This is a genomic window from Rhodobacteraceae bacterium Araon29 (genome assembly GCA_039640505.1).
Lineage (GTDB): Bacteria > Pseudomonadota > Alphaproteobacteria > Rhodobacterales > Rhodobacteraceae > CABZJG01.
The window spans coordinates 762781-777594 of sequence record CP046865.1; the positions used below are offsets into that span (position 1 = coordinate 762781).

The window sequence follows — 14814 nt, forward strand, 5'->3', positions numbered from 1 at the left end:
GCTGGATTGGCGCTGTCAATCCAGCCATAATGACTCCCAGAAGAACTAAACTAAACCAAAGGCTGGATTGGCACTGTCAATCCGGCCATTATGAATACCACTGGTAAGTAGGACGCAAATGGCTCAGCTACAACTCAAGAACGTCACTAAGTCTTTTGGTGAAGTTAACGTCATCAAAGACGTCAGCTTTGACTGTAAAGATGGCGAGTTTATCGTATTTGTTGGTCCTTCAGGCTGCGGCAAATCAACCATGCTTAAAATGATTGCTGGGCTTGAAGACACGACATCTGGCGACATCCTGATCGGCAATAAAAACGTCAATAATTTGGCGCCGTCAGATCGCGGTATCGCAATGGTGTTTCAGTCCTACGCGCTGTACCCACATATGACTGTGTTCGAGAACATTGCCTTTCCGTTGCGCGTTCAGAAGTTGGCGAACGAACAGGTTAAAAAGCACGTTCACGAAGCCGCAGCTATTTTGAAACTGGAAGACAGACTACATCATAAACCAGGTGAGCTTTCCGGTGGACAACGTCAGCGTGTGGCGATTGGTCGAGCAATTGTCCGGAAACCTGAAATCTTTCTGTTTGACGAACCCCTGTCAAACCTTGACGCAGCATTGCGCGCGGAAATGCGCGTGGAACTATCCGCTTTGCACTCACAGCTTGGCGCGACGATGGTCTATGTAACTCATGATCAGGTCGAAGCCATGACAATGGCGGAACGTATTCTTGTTCTAGATGGGGGCACAATCAGCCAGATGGGGTCTCCCCTTGAGCTTTACCACAAACCGCGGAACAAATTCGTCGGTGCATTTATCGGCAACCCAAAGATGAACATGATCGAGGTCACAGGCGCGGATCACGACGAAGGTGGCGCGCAGGTCATTTTGCCGAATGGTGAGGTCGTTACGGTTGCCGTCGAATGCACACAAGACATTCAGGGTAAAAAACTGACATTGGGCATACGTCCTGAACATGTGCGTCTGGAAGGCGAGGGTGCGCGGATGAAGATGACGCCGTTCTTGGCAGAGCATCTTGGCATTCACACAGTGTCTTACGCAAATGTGGATGGCTGTGAAGAACGATTTTGCACCGTGTTATCAGGCCGCCCAATTCAAGAGAATATTGAAATTGACATCGTGATCGATGGTGCAAACTGTCATTTGTTCGATGAGAACGACATAGCTTTCGAACGTGTTGTGAATATGATTGATCTTGATCCAACCTATCTGAACCTAGAGACAGACGGCTAATGCAATATGATCACCGGCTATTCTGACCGCCTGTCCGCAAGGCCACGCGAGACCATTCGATTTATGGTGAGCACCAATACCAACTCATTTGAGTTGGTATTGGTGCAATTACATCGTGGCGCGCCTGATTTGCTTGAAACAGCGTTGGGCGGGAACACAATGGTAACCATCCCCGGACGCGAACAACCTCTATGTCCGGGATCCTACGGTCTGGTTGAGGATTGGAATTTTCCCGTTGGCGAAGACAGCCCATTCACAATTAGTGTTTGGGCTTTTCCGACTCTTCTCAAACCTGAACCGCAAGCTATTCTGGCTACAGAAGACGGTCTGGAACTTGGCTTTGTTGATCATGGGGTTGTGTATTTCAGGGTTGGGGACACTGAACTCAGGTTACTAGAGGGCCTGCCCACGCATCGCTGGTATCACATCACCGTACGCCAGAACGAAAGTGGTCTGCAGCTTTGGGTGCGGACCCATGCCACGGACTTAAGCGGCATTGATGTCGATGTTCAGGCGGCGGCAAAGGTCTCTTTGACGAGCCATAAAACAGCTTTGGTAATTGCGAGTTGCGGGGACAAGAAAAACCACTTCAACGGCAAACTCAGCGATCCCTGTATTTTTGACCGCTGGCTAGACGATACCGACTGTGAAAGTTTGGCGAACGATGTGTCCGGAGGCAAAATTCTAAAATCTGCCTTGGCGGCCTGGGATTTCAGCAAGGATCGATCCGGCAAAACGCTGATTAGCATTGGCACAGGTTTCGAAGATGGTATCCTCGTGCAACTCCCGGTGTGTAATGTGACCGGCCCGCATTGGCGTGGCCAATGCAACAATCCGTCAGAGCAACCACGTCTTTACGCGGCGATACATTTTCACGAAGACAGTCTTTCGGATGCAGGTTGGGAACCGAGCTTTGAATGGACCGTACCTGATGATCTTTCCTCCGGCATATACGCTGCAAAGTTAACTGCCGGAGACGAAACAGACTATCTTCCCTTTGCAGTGTTGCCACCGAAGGGAACCAGCACGGCTGAGATTGCAGTTTTAATGCCCACGTTCACATATCAGGCTTACGGCAATGAATTGTGGGACGTAAACGGGCTAAACTGCCTTTATGACCATTATACAGATGGCTCTAGCGTATCTCTTGCATCGCATTTACTTCCCATGCTGAACCTTCTGCCCCGCGAAAGTCTGTACCGGAATACAAACGGTGACGCTTTCAGTCGCCATTTGAACGCCGATTTATCTTTGTTGTATTGGCTGACAAGAATGAATGTTGCGTTTGACGTGCTGTCGGACCACCACCTTCACAACGAAGGTGCCAAACTTTTGTCACCCTACAAGGTCGTTGTTACGGGCTCTCACCCGGAATATGTTTCTGGTCAAATTTTAGACAGTATTGAAGACTTCCTACAAACCTCTGGGAGCCTGATGTATCTGGGCGGAAATGGTTTCTATTGGGTGACCGACATGTCCGACGACGGATCGGTCCTTGAGGTGCGCCGTCCCAATGGTACCCGACCTTCGACATCTGAACCGGGGGAGAGTTTTCAGCAATTGACTGGCGAACTTGGCGGTCTTTGGCAAGATCGTGGTCGCTCGCCTCAGAGGCTTACTGGCGTTGGGTTTATCGCGCAGGGCTGGACTACAGAAGACCGTTGCGGCCTGGCACAGCCCTATACCGTGTCAGACCTTGCCGCAGACCCCTCCTATTCGGATTTGTTTGCTAGTCTGCAGTCCGGAGACTCTATTGGGGCTTTCCCATCTGCTGGACTAGGTTACGGGGCTGCCGGCGACGAAATCGATCGCGTCGATCCCAAACAGGGGTCACCGGCGCAAACGAAGATTCTGGCCATGGCCACCGGATTTGAGAAAGAATACCGGCCTGCGATTGAAACTCAGACCCAAATTGATAACAGATCTCTGGACCTGGATGAAGAGTTGATCCGCGCGGATTTGGCATGGATCGACTTACCGTCTGGCGGCGCTGTCTTTTCCACGGGATCGATCAATTGGATTTCGAGTCTCTGCCACAACGAGTGTGAAAACTCTGTGTCCGCCATAACGCTTAACGCCATCAAGCGCATCACGCGCCCCAAATAGATTTTGCAAGAAACAAAACTGAGACAATCTCATGTACGAAAAACCTTTTGTTTTGTTTGATTTTGACGGGACGCTAATGGATAGCGTTTACGCTGATGTGCTGGCTTGGCAAGAAGCCTATATTGCGCATGGATACAGCGTGCCATCTTGGCGTATTCATCGTTTGAATGGCGCTCAGGGCTCTCTCGTTCGCACTGTTCTGCGACGCGACCTTGGAATTGACACGAGCGATGACGAATTCGCTGCGATTGTTGATCACGCCATCAAAGCCTACCACCGGTTTTCGCATCTGGTACAGCCTGCACCGGGGGCGCAAAAAATATTACACAAGCTCAACGAGTTGGATATTCCTTGGGCAATCGCAACGAGTGGGAACGGTCCGACACTTACTCATTTGTTGGGAAAAATCGGTGTCGACCCGCACACAGCAACCGTTGTGACACGCGATAACACCAAATATGCAAAGCCAAGCCCCGAAATCTTCCTTCAGGCGGCAGATGTGCTGGGCTTTCCTATGCAGCGTGGCTACATCATCGGGGACAGTGTTTGGGATATGCTCGCTGCCAAACGTGCGGGTGGAACTGCGATCGGAGTAAGAACGGGTGGATATGGTGATGAAGAGCTTTTCCAAAAGTCCGCCATCGCGGTTTATGACGACCTTAATGATCTGTGTGCGCACCTGCCCGACGTTGGCATTCTGCCCTGAAACATGAACTAGACGTTAAGTGCGTCCCCTGTCAGCAACAGTCTTCTATGATTTTCCGCAGCGTTTTAACGGCAGCCGGAAACTGGCTGTCTTCAGTGGTGGCATAGCCGATCATAAGGCCCGAAACAGGAAGGGAATCATAAAAATGGATGGACAGAGGGGTAGGGCCAATGCCCTTTTCAAGCGCTCGACGGGCGACCTCTTTATCATCCACCGATACATTGAATTTCCAAACTGTCTGTAGGCCGCTACCATCGTCCAGTTGGGTGACCTTATCGCCCAGCTCGTTTAGGATGATTTCAATCAGCTTCTGACGTTTTTGGTCATAGATACGTTTGGTGGATTTCACATGTCGGGTGAAGTGTCCTTCATGAATGAACCGAGCCACGCCTCTTTGGATGGAAAGCGGTGGGTGCGTCGCAAGCAGGAAACTTGCTTTTCTTAGGTTTTTGACCACCTTTCCTGGGAAAATTACAAAGCCGACGCGCAGATCGGGGATCATCGTTTTGGAAAAGGAGCCGACATAGATTGTGCGCCCTGTTGTGTCGTTTTGCTGCAAGGTCGACAAGCGATTTTTTAAGAAGCTGAATTCGCTGTCAAAGTCGTCTTCGATCACCCAGGCATTTGCATCGCGAGCTTTTTTCAAAAGCGACAGTCTTTGCTCGATCCGCATGATTTGCCCCAAGGGGAACTGGCAAGACGGTGTCACATAGATAAACTTTGGTTTGACGGTTCCAATACCGTCGAGGTCCCAGGATTTGTCGTCCACCTTAAGTGGCTCAATCTGTGCCCCTGCGGCCAGAAATGCTCCACGTGCCCCGGTATATCCTGGATCTTCCATCATGATTTTGTCACCGGGATCGATCAATAGCTGAGACAGAAGATTGAACGCACCTTGTGCCCCGGTTGTAATCATAACTTGTTCGGGTTGGCATTTGAGACCCCGTGAGGCCCGCATATAGTCAGAAACAATTCGTCTCAGGCCGGAGTCGCCACCGTGGCTATGGTAGCCCGACGCTTTTCCAGCTTCTCCAGGCCATTGATGTGACATGGCGCGCCGCCAGTTTGCAGAGGGAAAGTCACGATTGTCAGGCAATCCCGGTTGCAACCTCAGTGGTTGCTCAAAGCCCGTTTGGTGCTCAAGATCGACGAGTGTCTTTCCTCTTTTTGATAAAAAAGAGCTGAGATCAGGAAGAGGCGTTATGCTCTCCGCCTGTTGAAGATCGGGGAGTTCCGCAACCCGTGCTCGTGCCCCTCGGGCAGTTGTCACATAACCTTCAGTTTCCAACTGCCCATAGGCGATCATCACCGTGTTTCGGGCAACGCGAAGGTCCTTTGCCAGAGCCCTGGTGGAGGGCAACGCCATGTTTGCTTGAAGACTCTTGTCGACAATTAGATCTCTGATTTGTTCGTATACTTGTTGGAACAACGGCTTTTCTGACCCGCGGTCTAACACGAGTGTTTCAGCCACTAGATCACTTGCGCGATTGAGAAGACTGGCTCTCTCATTTCCATCCATTCTGGATCTCCCTTGGTAGCCAGTTCAGTAGTACAACATCATCTAAGGAAGTTAAACGCCAATTTCCGGGCACCCAAAAAGCCAACAAAAGTGACGAAAAACATGACACACGGCCTTGATCATTCGATTTTCCCACTCGTTCCTTTGAAGGAAATTCAAGAATCTGGCCCCAATGTTCTGATGTCAGGCGACGGTCTCAATGTGACGGATCATCGTGGTAATACGCTTCTGGACATGATGAGCATCACAACGCGCTCGGGTTCTCTCGGATATGGTAACAAGGAAGTTGCGCAGGCGATGTACGATCAGGCACTGTCGATGCCTTATTCGGGCGCCGGGAAAAACTATAACCAAGCCGCGATTGACCTTGCAGACAAGCTGGCCGAAATTACTCCTGGCACACTGAACAAAGTTGCCTTTACAAGTGGCGGGTCCGAAGCGACTGAAACCGCAATCAAGCTTGCCAAGCATTATCAGGTGCAATCCGGTAAGAAGCCTGCCGCCTACAAGGTGATTTCCCGTTGGAGCGCGTATCACGGAGCCTCGTTAGGTGCCTTGTCCTGCACGGACTGGCTTTCTGTTCGTGACGATCCGGCGGTGCGTGTCCCTGGTCACAGTTTTGTCGCGAATCCAATGTGTTACCGAAACCCATATGATCTGGACGAAAAAACATACACGGAAATCTGTATAAAGCATCTGGAGCGTCAGATTCTTCTTGAAGATCCACAGTTGATCGCGGCCTTTATTGGTGAGCCGTTCCAGCAAGCAAATGGCGTGCAAATTCCAATGCCGCATTATTGGAAAGAGGTCCGCAAGCTGTGCGACAAATACGGTATCGTATTGATCATTGACGAAGTGATCACTGGCTTCGGGCGCACAGGAACTTGGTTTGCAACGGAACAGTTGGGCATTCAGCCTGATATTCTGAATATGGCCAAATCGATGAGTGGCGGATATGCGCCAATCGGCGCCGTCATCACCACCGATGAGATTGCCAATAACATCGATCATTTCCGTCACGTACACACCTATTCTGGCCATGCTGTCTGTTGTGCAGCTGCATTGAAGGTCATCGAAATCAAGAAACGTGAAGGGTTGGTCGAACGTTCCGCCGCGCTTGGAGAAGAATGGCAGGCCGATATGAAGACGCAGCTGCTTGACCTCCCCGGGGTTGGAGACATTCGTGGGCGCGGGTTTTGGCAAGCTATCGATTTTACTTCTGATAAAGCAACCCACGCCAAGCCAGATCTTCAGATGGTCGTAGACATCGAAAGGCATTGCCGCGAGCTGGGCGTGATTGTGGGTCCGATCGGTACCGCGATCGAACTTGCACCTGGTCTGATAGCGACAGCTGAACAATTGCAGCAATGCACAAGTGCCTTGGCTCAGGCAATCTCCGAAGTCGCCCCAAGATACAGCTTGAACTGAGGTCTGACCCAATGATGAATTCTGTAAACTCCTTTACCATGAACTATTCAAATGTCGTAAATCTGCCTTTCGTGGAAAAACTGCGGGCGACGCGGCTGGCAGGTTATTCAACGATGTCTCTCATGCCTGCGGATATTCAGGGAATGGAGCAGACAGGCCGCACTCTTGCTGACATCCGTTCTCAAGCCGCAGATCAGGGCGTGCAAATCAATCGCATGGATCCTCTCAACACATGGTCCCGTCGTTGGGTGTCGGACAATATGCCAGACGCCTACACGCTGAAGACAGCAACCACAGCTTACGAGTTCTTCCGGATCTGTGAAGGACTTGGCTGCACACATGCCTCGTTGAATGCGATGTTCCCACTGGGCAGCATGAGTCATGATGAAATCACTGAAGATTACATTGCAACGTGCAAATTGGGCGCGGAGCATGGCGTAAACATCGATTTGGAGTTTGTGCCTCTGTGGGGTCTACCGTCCTTGGAGATGGGCTGGAATGTTGTGCGAGACGCTGATCAGCACAACGGGTTACTCTGCTATGATATCTGGCACCACGTTCGTAGCAAATCGGATATTGAAACTCTCAGATCCATTCCGGGTCACAAAATCGGTTGCGTGCAGCTTAGTGACGGACCACTCGAGTTGCCGGAAGGCCAGTCTGTTGTCGACAATTGCTATGACCGCAAATGGCCGGGTGACGGAGACTTCCCGAATATCGAGGTTGTTAAAATCCTCTCTGAAAGCAATGCTCTGACCGATGTTGGTGCGGAAATTTTCTCACCTATTCTCGACGGATTGAGCGCCGAAGACGTCGCAGAGAAGAGCCGCAGTACGGTTGACCAGATTCTGCTTCAAGCCGGCGTTCCAGTTTCTGTATCCCAATAAGATTTCCGGTTCCAGCCTCGGGGCCGTACCCACCAAAGATTAACCTGAAGAGCGTGATCAGGCGCTGAAGAAGACTAAGATGACTAAAAGGAGACTTAGATGACTAAGATGACAGGTAGCGAGGTCGTCGCTCAGGCCCTCACGGAATACGGCGTCGAATATATCGCTGGTATCCCAGGCCATGGGAACTGGGCGTTGGCGGATGCGTTCTTGCAAGACGACTGCAAGGTAAAGTTCATCCAAGTGATGCACGAGCAGTCAGCGATCCATATGGCGGATGGTTACTACCGTGCAAGCGGCAAGCCGATGGCCGCAACCACATCTGTGGGTCCTGGTGCGACCAATACCGTGATTGGTCTGGCAACGGCTTATGCCGACTCCACATCTGTTTTCTACATAAATGGTTCGCCGTCGACCCACATGAAGGGTCACGGTGTAATGCAAGAGATCGAGCGTCAGCAAGAGAACGCTTTCCCACGCATTATGGAAGAGGTGACCAAACGGTCTTATTCTGCGATCCGCGTGGAGGAAGTGCCATTCATCATGCACCGCATGTTCAACACAATGACGACCGGCCGTCCGGGTCCTGTACACATGGAACTGCCGATGGACCTGCAGTGTGAAGTGGCAGATGTAAACATCCATGATCTTGCTAAGCGTGTTCCAATGGGTGTTGCACATCCAGATCCAAAAGCGATCACGCGCGCGGTAGAGCTGCTGCTGAACGCAGAACGCCCAGTTATTGTTGCTGGTGGTGGTGCGATCACTGCGAATGCATCCCAGGCGCTAACCAAGCTGGCAGAGCGCGTAGGTGCAGCTGTTTCCTTCACCTGGAACGGCAAAGGCTCTATCAACGAAGAGCACGAGCTCTGCGTGGGCGCCATCGGTCAGACGGGGACATCTTCAGGCAATGAAATCACCGCCGGTGCGGATGTTGTGATTTCCGTTGGCTGCCGTTTCACCGATTGGTCCGCGTCGTCCTATGCGGAGGGTGTGACCTTCTCTTTCCCGCCAGCCAAGTTGATTCATATCGATCTGGACCCCCATGAAATCGGCAAAAACTACCCGACCGAAGTGGGGATCGTTGCGGATGCGAAGGTGACTCTGGAAGCGATGCTGGAACGTATCACTGATCCGCAGTCCATCAACGTTCAGAAGAAACACCAGCCATTCTTGGCGGACGTTCAGACTGCGAAGGACAAATGGGAAGCCATGCTGGCGCCACGCCGCGATTCCACTGAAACACCTTTCACCTCTCAGCACCCGTTGAAGATCCTGCGTGAAGTTCTGGACCGGGACGGCATCGTGACCGTTGGGTCTGGGAACACTCAAGGCGCTGTGAAACAGTCTTTCCCGGTTTATCAGCCACGTACCCACTTGACGTCTGGCTCTTTCTCTCCCATGGGCTGGGCCTATCCGGCGGCTCTGGGGGCAAAACTGGCCTGTCCTGACCAGCAGGTTGTTGCGATCCTGGGCGATGGTGATTTCATGATGTGCGCGCCTGAAATGGGCGTGGCCGTGATGCACAACATCCCGGTTGTGGCGATGGTGCAAAACAACTCGGGCTACATGTCGATCCGCGGTGGTCAGCGCAAATTCATGGGCCGTCATGTTGGCTCTGAATTCAACACTGATGGCGGCAATGGCGAGCCTTACACCGCCGAAATCACCGAAATGGCCAAAAGCTTTGGCATGCATGCTGTGAGGGTAACGGAAAGCAAAAACCTGCGTGCCGCCCTAGAAGAGGCCCTCGCCCTTGGTAAACCGGCTTTGATCGAGGTTATCACTTCGCGCGATGCAGCTGGTCCGTTCACGCCTGGCTGGTGGGACTTCCCATCGCCTGCTTACTACGAAAAAGAGCAGGAAGCCTATGCCGAGATGCGCGCCAAAGAACAACATATGTAACCTCCCCTGAGCTTGATGGTCGCGTAGGTGGGCCTTTCCCTCACCTACGCGGCCTCTTTTTTCTAAGGACTTGCGACGATGGCATGGAAGCTAAAAGAACCTGAAAAATCCGCTGCCCTGGAGGCTGCCAGCGAAGATCTTCGCAAAACAGTGTCCGATATCCTTCTAGATGTTGAGAAACGTGGCGACGCCGCTGTTCGTGAATACTCAGTCAAATTTGATGGTGTGGATCGCGCTTCCTATCGCCTGTCTAATCAGGAAATTCAGGTGGCCATTGACAGCCTGACTGATCAAGAACGTCACGACATTGAATTTGCTAGCGCGCAGGTGGCGAACTTCGCCAAGCTGCAGCGCGGCTCAATGAAAGAGATCGAAGTCGAAACCCTGCCAGGTGTTATGTTGGGCCACAAACACGTTCCGATCGAGAACGTGGGTTGCTATGTGCCGGGCGGTAAATACCCTATGCTGGCCTCTGCCCACATGTCAGTTCTGACAGCGAAAGTGGCAGGCTGTGACCGCGTGATCACCTGCGCACCGCCGTTCAAAGGCGAGCCTGCACGTCTGATCGTGGCAACCCAAGCCCTGAATGGCGCGGATGAAATCTATTCCTTCGGTGGCGTTCAGGCGGTTGCCGCCATGGCACTAGGTACGGAAAGCATCAAACCAACCGACATGATCGTCGGCCCGGGCAACGCATTTGTTGCGGAAGCCAAGCGCCAGCTGTTTGGCCGTGTGGGCATTGACCTTTTTGCTGGCCCAACCGAAACGCTGATCGTCGTTGACGAAACCGTGGACGCGGAAATCTGTGCAACCGACCTTATCGGTCAGGCAGAACACGGCTACAACAGCCCATGCGTGATGATCACAAACTCTGAAAATCTGGGTCGTGAAACCCTGGCAGAGATTGATCGTCTGCTGGAGATTCTGCCATCCGCTGCCATAGCTCGCGCAAGCTGGCGTGACTATGGCGAGATCATCGTCTGTGAAGACCATAAAGAGATGAAGGAAGTCGCTGACTTCGTTGCTTCCGAGCACGTGCAGTTGATGACATCTGACGATGATTACTTCCTGGCGAACATGAAGAACTACGGTGCGTTCTTCATTGGCCCACGCACCAACGTGGCCTTTGGCGACAAGGTCATCGGCACAAACCACACGCTGCCGACCAACAAAGCTGCACGTTACACAGGTGGTCTCTGGGCAGGTAAGTTCATGAAAACATGTACATACCAACGCGTTCTGACAGACGAAGCCTCTGCGTTGATCGGGTCATATGCCTCTCGTCTGTGCTTAATGGAAGGCTTTCCAGGTCACGCGGAACAAGCCAACGTACGCGTTCGCAAATACGGTCGTATCAACGTTCCTTATGCGGAAACGGCCCCGGTTTATCGGCAAACTGAACCAGTGCCGGGTGCTGTATTAGGTGCTCAGCCGACGTCTATAACCACTTTCAAAGGTAAGGCCACTCGTAAGTAATTCTGATCTTTCTTACTCGGTTAGGCGGCGCAGGGCACTGTCAGAATAAACCGCCTTGCTCACAATAGGCGCGGCAATTAACTATTTTGCTATATCTAATCAAGTTTCATTCCGCTATTTCAAGACCAGTTTATGGATCATCCAGCTTGCAGTAATGCTGTATGTGAGATTTCCGCCATCACTGAGGAACGTAGAAGACCTGCTTCATGAACCAGGAGAGGATTTCAGCGATGAATCTGTGCGGTATTGGTGGCACCGGTTTGGCCCTGAGTTAGCAAGAGAGATTAACAACCTCTTTTTTACAGCTAAGGATCGCTCTCGGGACCACTTTTTTCGAAAGGCACCTCATAAAGGTATTGTCTAGCCCCATTTCTCAGTACCACTAATTTTTGTTTTCTCTAATAAGGTGTCTGGGACTTGTGGTTTCATGTTTAGGGCGTGGTGAGGCCTGACACGATTGTACTGCCTAAGCCAAACATTGATTGCGACCTGAGCTTGTCTTGTGGTGTGGAACCATTCCGCGTTGAGCACTTCTTTTCGCAGGGTCCCGTTAAAGCGTTCGTTGTATCCATTTTCCCAAGGAGAGCCCGGATAGACTTGCATCGGTTTGATCCCAACCTTTTTCAGCCACTACTACTAGGCGGATTAGCAACCCCCTCTTCAACGGTGACAGTGGCAAGAGATGATACGCCAAACATAGTACCGTGTTTGGTTGCAGCCTTGGCGACAGCACGTTCTCTATTGTGATGGAAGAGTCGCTGCAGGGCTGTTTGCGCGCAGTAAATTGGCATATCGAGCTTTTGGCCCATGACCTGCACGCTCATGTCGACGTTTTGCACACCGGCAAGCACATTTGGGACAAGGTCAACATCGTCAAAACTACTTGTATTTCTTCGATATGTACCTTCGTCATCGGCGGCGCTGTCGATGTAATGAAAAATTGGCCCAGGTAAGCGGCGTTTGGCTAAAGTTCTAAAATCTTGAAAATTGTGACAATTACTAAGTGACATTACAATTAATCCAAAAAATTGAGGCTCAAAGCCCAGTTAGAAAATGATCGATACTAGCCTGTGCCACTTCTTGGTCTTGCAGTGGTGTCCCTGAACTGATGCCAATGCCACCAACTACTTCACCATCAATAATTACGGGAAGGCCTCCACCTACAACCATCAAACGCCCGCCTATTGCTGAAGAAATACCATATGCCGATTTGCCTGGCTGGCTTACTTCGCCGTATTCGTGCGTTGCCTTTTTGGCGCCTGAGGCGGTGTAAGACTTATCAATTGCAATGATGGTACTTGTGACCTTGCCACCTTCCATGCGTTCAAATGCGATAAGGTTGCCACCCTCATCAGTGACTGCGATGCACATTGGCACACCGATCACGTTTGCACGCTCCGAAGCGCCCTTTATCAAGGTTCGAGCATCTTCAATATCAAGTCTGTTAACGGTTTTCATAGTTCAGGCTCCGTAGAGTTTTTTACTTTGCGTCGATAATAATCTTTTGGTCTCCTGTGGGCTCAAAGCCGCCGTTACCATGTCTCCCATAAGCATCAGTTATAACTTAGTTCTCTAAGACAAGTGCTTGGGTCAAATGCTCCAGTATCACCAAGAGGGAGGAACAGTGTGACGTTTGAGTGATTTGCCATCAGGGGTGAACAAGTGACAATCACCAACGGGCACCCAAATGTCGATTTCTTTGCCTTCTTGAAAATAAATCTGCGTGTGGCTTGCGACAGTGATGTCGGTGTGATTGGCACCTGAACCCGAAATTTGCCCGTAGATATTTGTGACGGCCCCAAGATGTTCCACGACATCAGTTCTGAGACGAAGTTTAATGGTCTCGCCGTCCGGCTCCTTAAGCACAACATGCTCCGGGCGAAATCCAAGCGTTAGATTGCCATTGGCCCATTCCAAGTCCCCGATTGGCAGGGTTGTCTCAGGGGCATCACCAAAGCGAATGATGGTCGTTTTAGCGTCGCTTCTGATAGCAGAGTCGCAGTCAATAAGGTTCATCTGTGGCGCCCCGATGAAGGTGGCGACAAATTGGTTGACGGGTGCAAAGTATAGTTGATGTGGTGTTCCGACCTGCTCGATCTTGCCTTCACGCAACACTACTATGCGGTCTGCCATTGTCATTGCCTCAACTTGATCGTGGGTTACGTAAATAATGGTATTCTCTATTTGCCTGTGCAGTTTCGTGATCTCGACGCGCATCTTGATGCGAAGTTCAGCATCGAGATTCGACAAGGGTTCGTCAAAAAGGAAAACTTTGGGTTCCTTAACAATGGCACGCCCGATTGCTACCCGTTGCCTTTGACCACCGGACAATTCCGCAGGTCTGCGGTCCAGAAGTTCTTCGATATGGAGAAGTTTGCCTACCTCATTAACCATACGCTCACGGTCCTGCAAAGGCAGTCCTTCTGACTTCAGTGGAAACTCAAGGTTTGCGCGGCAGGTCATGTGGGGGAAAAGGGCGTAGTTCTGGAACACCATGGACAGACCACGATCTGCGGGATCGACATCAGAGACGTCCTCTCCAGCGATCCTGACAGATCCGCTAGCAATTGGTTCCAGACCTGCAATGCAGCGAAGCAGCGTTGATTTACCCGATCCAGAGGGGCCAACAAATACGATGAATTCGCCATCTTCAATTTCGAGATCAATTCCATGCAGCGCTGTAAACGCGCCATATTTTTTAACCAACCTCGATGTACTTACCTCTGCCATCTATGTTTCCTTCACTTCGTTCGGCGCCATAATTGGAATGGAGGCCAGAGTTTCGATGTCAAAATCGGGTGTAATCGGGAAAGGGCCCTTTTCAGCAACACCCGTGCGGACCAAAATCGTAGGCAAACCAGCGGCATGTCCTGCGACAATGTCGGTCATTACCTGGTCACCCAGCATGTAAGTAGATTTTGGTTCCGTTCCGAGTATAGATAACGCCATTGATATTAGATTAGGTTGTGGCTTCCCAATTATTACTGGCGGCACCCCAGAGGCTGTCTCAATGGCCTTCAGGATCGAACCGGCCCCTGGCTCAAACCCATCACCATGAGGCAGCATGTGATCAGGGTTGGTGCCAATGAAATGTGCCCCGCCCATCAAAGCGGTCTGCGCCTTAGTCAGTTTTTCAAAACTGAATTCTCGATCCAAACCGGCAATAACAGCTGAGACGTTTTCATCTGCAATTTCAAATCCACGTTTCTCGACAGCTCGCAAGAGTGCGGGTGCTCCAATAACCATGACCCGGGCTTTCGGCTCAAGCAATGTCTCAAGGCGTTCAGCAGAGACAGCTGATGTTGTAATAATCCGCTCAGGCGTTGCGGGTATCCCCATTCCATTCAGCTTTTCTGCAAACTCCTCAGCAGATTTAGTAGAATTATTCGTTACGAATGCATAAGGGAGTCCGACGCTGTGCCAGGACTGAAAGGCCTCTACGGCACTATCGATTGGATCGTCGCCACGATAGGTAACGCCATCCAAATCACTTATAATACCTGATATTTTTTTCCATCCTGTCATATCTAGT

Annotated in this window: 12 protein-coding genes and 1 pseudogene; 7 read left to right on the forward strand and 6 right to left on the reverse strand. The window is 51.1% G+C overall.

Features of this window, described 5'->3' with window-relative positions:
* Positions 1-118: 118 nt before the first annotated feature.
* Genes ugpC (GN278_03555) through GN278_03565 form a run of 3 tightly spaced genes read left to right on the forward strand, consistent with a single transcriptional unit; the run spans position 119 to position 4067 of the window.
* Positions 119-1255, forward strand: a complete 1137-nt coding sequence (gene ugpC / locus GN278_03555) for a sn-glycerol-3-phosphate ABC transporter ATP-binding protein UgpC (GenBank protein ID XAT59970.1) — start codon at positions 119-121, stop codon at positions 1253-1255.
* A gap of 6 nt (positions 1256-1261) precedes the next feature.
* Positions 1262-3361 (forward strand): hypothetical protein, encoded by a 2100-nt coding sequence (locus GN278_03560; protein ID XAT59971.1) that lies wholly within the window; start codon positions 1262-1264, stop codon positions 3359-3361.
* Between the two features lie 31 nt (positions 3362-3392).
* Positions 3393-4067, forward strand: a complete 675-nt coding sequence (locus tag GN278_03565) for an HAD-IA family hydrolase (GenBank protein XAT59972.1) — start codon at positions 3393-3395, stop codon at positions 4065-4067.
* Between the two features lie 31 nt (positions 4068-4098).
* Here the strand turns inward: GN278_03565 and GN278_03570 are convergent, their stop codons facing one another.
* Positions 4099-5586 carry an aminotransferase class I/II-fold pyridoxal phosphate-dependent enzyme gene (locus tag GN278_03570; GenBank protein ID XAT59973.1) on the reverse strand — a complete coding sequence of 496 codons (1488 nt, stop codon included), beginning with the start codon at positions 5584-5586 and terminating at the stop codon, positions 4099-4101.
* Between the two features lie 90 nt (positions 5587-5676).
* Here GN278_03570 and GN278_03575 point away from each other — a divergent pair, with 90 nt between their 5' ends.
* The 4 genes from GN278_03575 to hisD all read left to right on the forward strand — a co-directional run bounded on the left by GN278_03575 (position 5677) and on the right by hisD (position 11282).
* Complete coding sequence (locus tag GN278_03575; protein ID XAT59974.1) at positions 5677-7014, forward strand: aminotransferase class III-fold pyridoxal phosphate-dependent enzyme; 1338 nt, start codon at positions 5677-5679, stop codon at positions 7012-7014.
* Between the two features lie 11 nt (positions 7015-7025).
* Complete coding sequence (locus GN278_03580) at positions 7026-7901, forward strand: sugar phosphate isomerase/epimerase (protein ID XAT59975.1); 876 nt, start codon at positions 7026-7028, stop codon at positions 7899-7901.
* Between the two features lie 99 nt (positions 7902-8000).
* Complete coding sequence (locus tag GN278_03585; GenBank protein XAT59976.1) at positions 8001-9806, forward strand: thiamine pyrophosphate-binding protein; 1806 nt, start codon at positions 8001-8003, stop codon at positions 9804-9806.
* 78 nt (positions 9807-9884) lie between these two features.
* The gene (gene hisD, locus GN278_03590) at positions 9885-11282 is read left to right on the forward strand and encodes a histidinol dehydrogenase (protein ID XAT59977.1); all 1398 of its coding nucleotides are present in this window, start codon (positions 9885-9887) and stop codon (positions 11280-11282) included.
* Between the two features lie 360 nt (positions 11283-11642).
* Here the strand turns inward: hisD and GN278_03595 are convergent, their stop codons facing one another.
* The 5 genes and pseudogenes from GN278_03595 to GN278_03615 all read right to left on the reverse strand — a co-directional run bounded on the left by GN278_03595 (position 11643) and on the right by GN278_03615 (position 14807).
* On the reverse strand, positions 11643-11885 hold the full coding sequence (locus GN278_03595) for a transposase (protein ID XAT59978.1): 243 nt from the start codon (positions 11883-11885) through the stop codon (positions 11643-11645).
* A 35-nt stretch (positions 11886-11920) separates the two neighbouring features.
* Positions 11921-12292, reverse strand: a pseudogene (locus GN278_03600) (alpha-hydroxy-acid oxidizing protein).
* A 25-nt stretch (positions 12293-12317) separates the two neighbouring features.
* Positions 12318-12740, reverse strand: coding sequence for a heme-binding protein (locus GN278_03605; GenBank protein ID XAT59979.1), 423 nt, complete (start codon positions 12738-12740; stop codon positions 12318-12320).
* Positions 12741-12887: 147 nt separating this feature from the next.
* The gene (gene ugpC, locus GN278_03610) at positions 12888-14012 is read right to left on the reverse strand and encodes a sn-glycerol-3-phosphate ABC transporter ATP-binding protein UgpC (GenBank protein ID XAT59980.1); all 1125 of its coding nucleotides are present in this window, start codon (positions 14010-14012) and stop codon (positions 12888-12890) included.
* Positions 14013-14807 (reverse strand): HAD-IIA family hydrolase, encoded by a 795-nt coding sequence (locus GN278_03615; protein XAT59981.1) that lies wholly within the window; start codon positions 14805-14807, stop codon positions 14013-14015. It lies immediately after the preceding gene.
* Between the last annotated feature and the right edge of the window lie 7 nt (positions 14808-14814).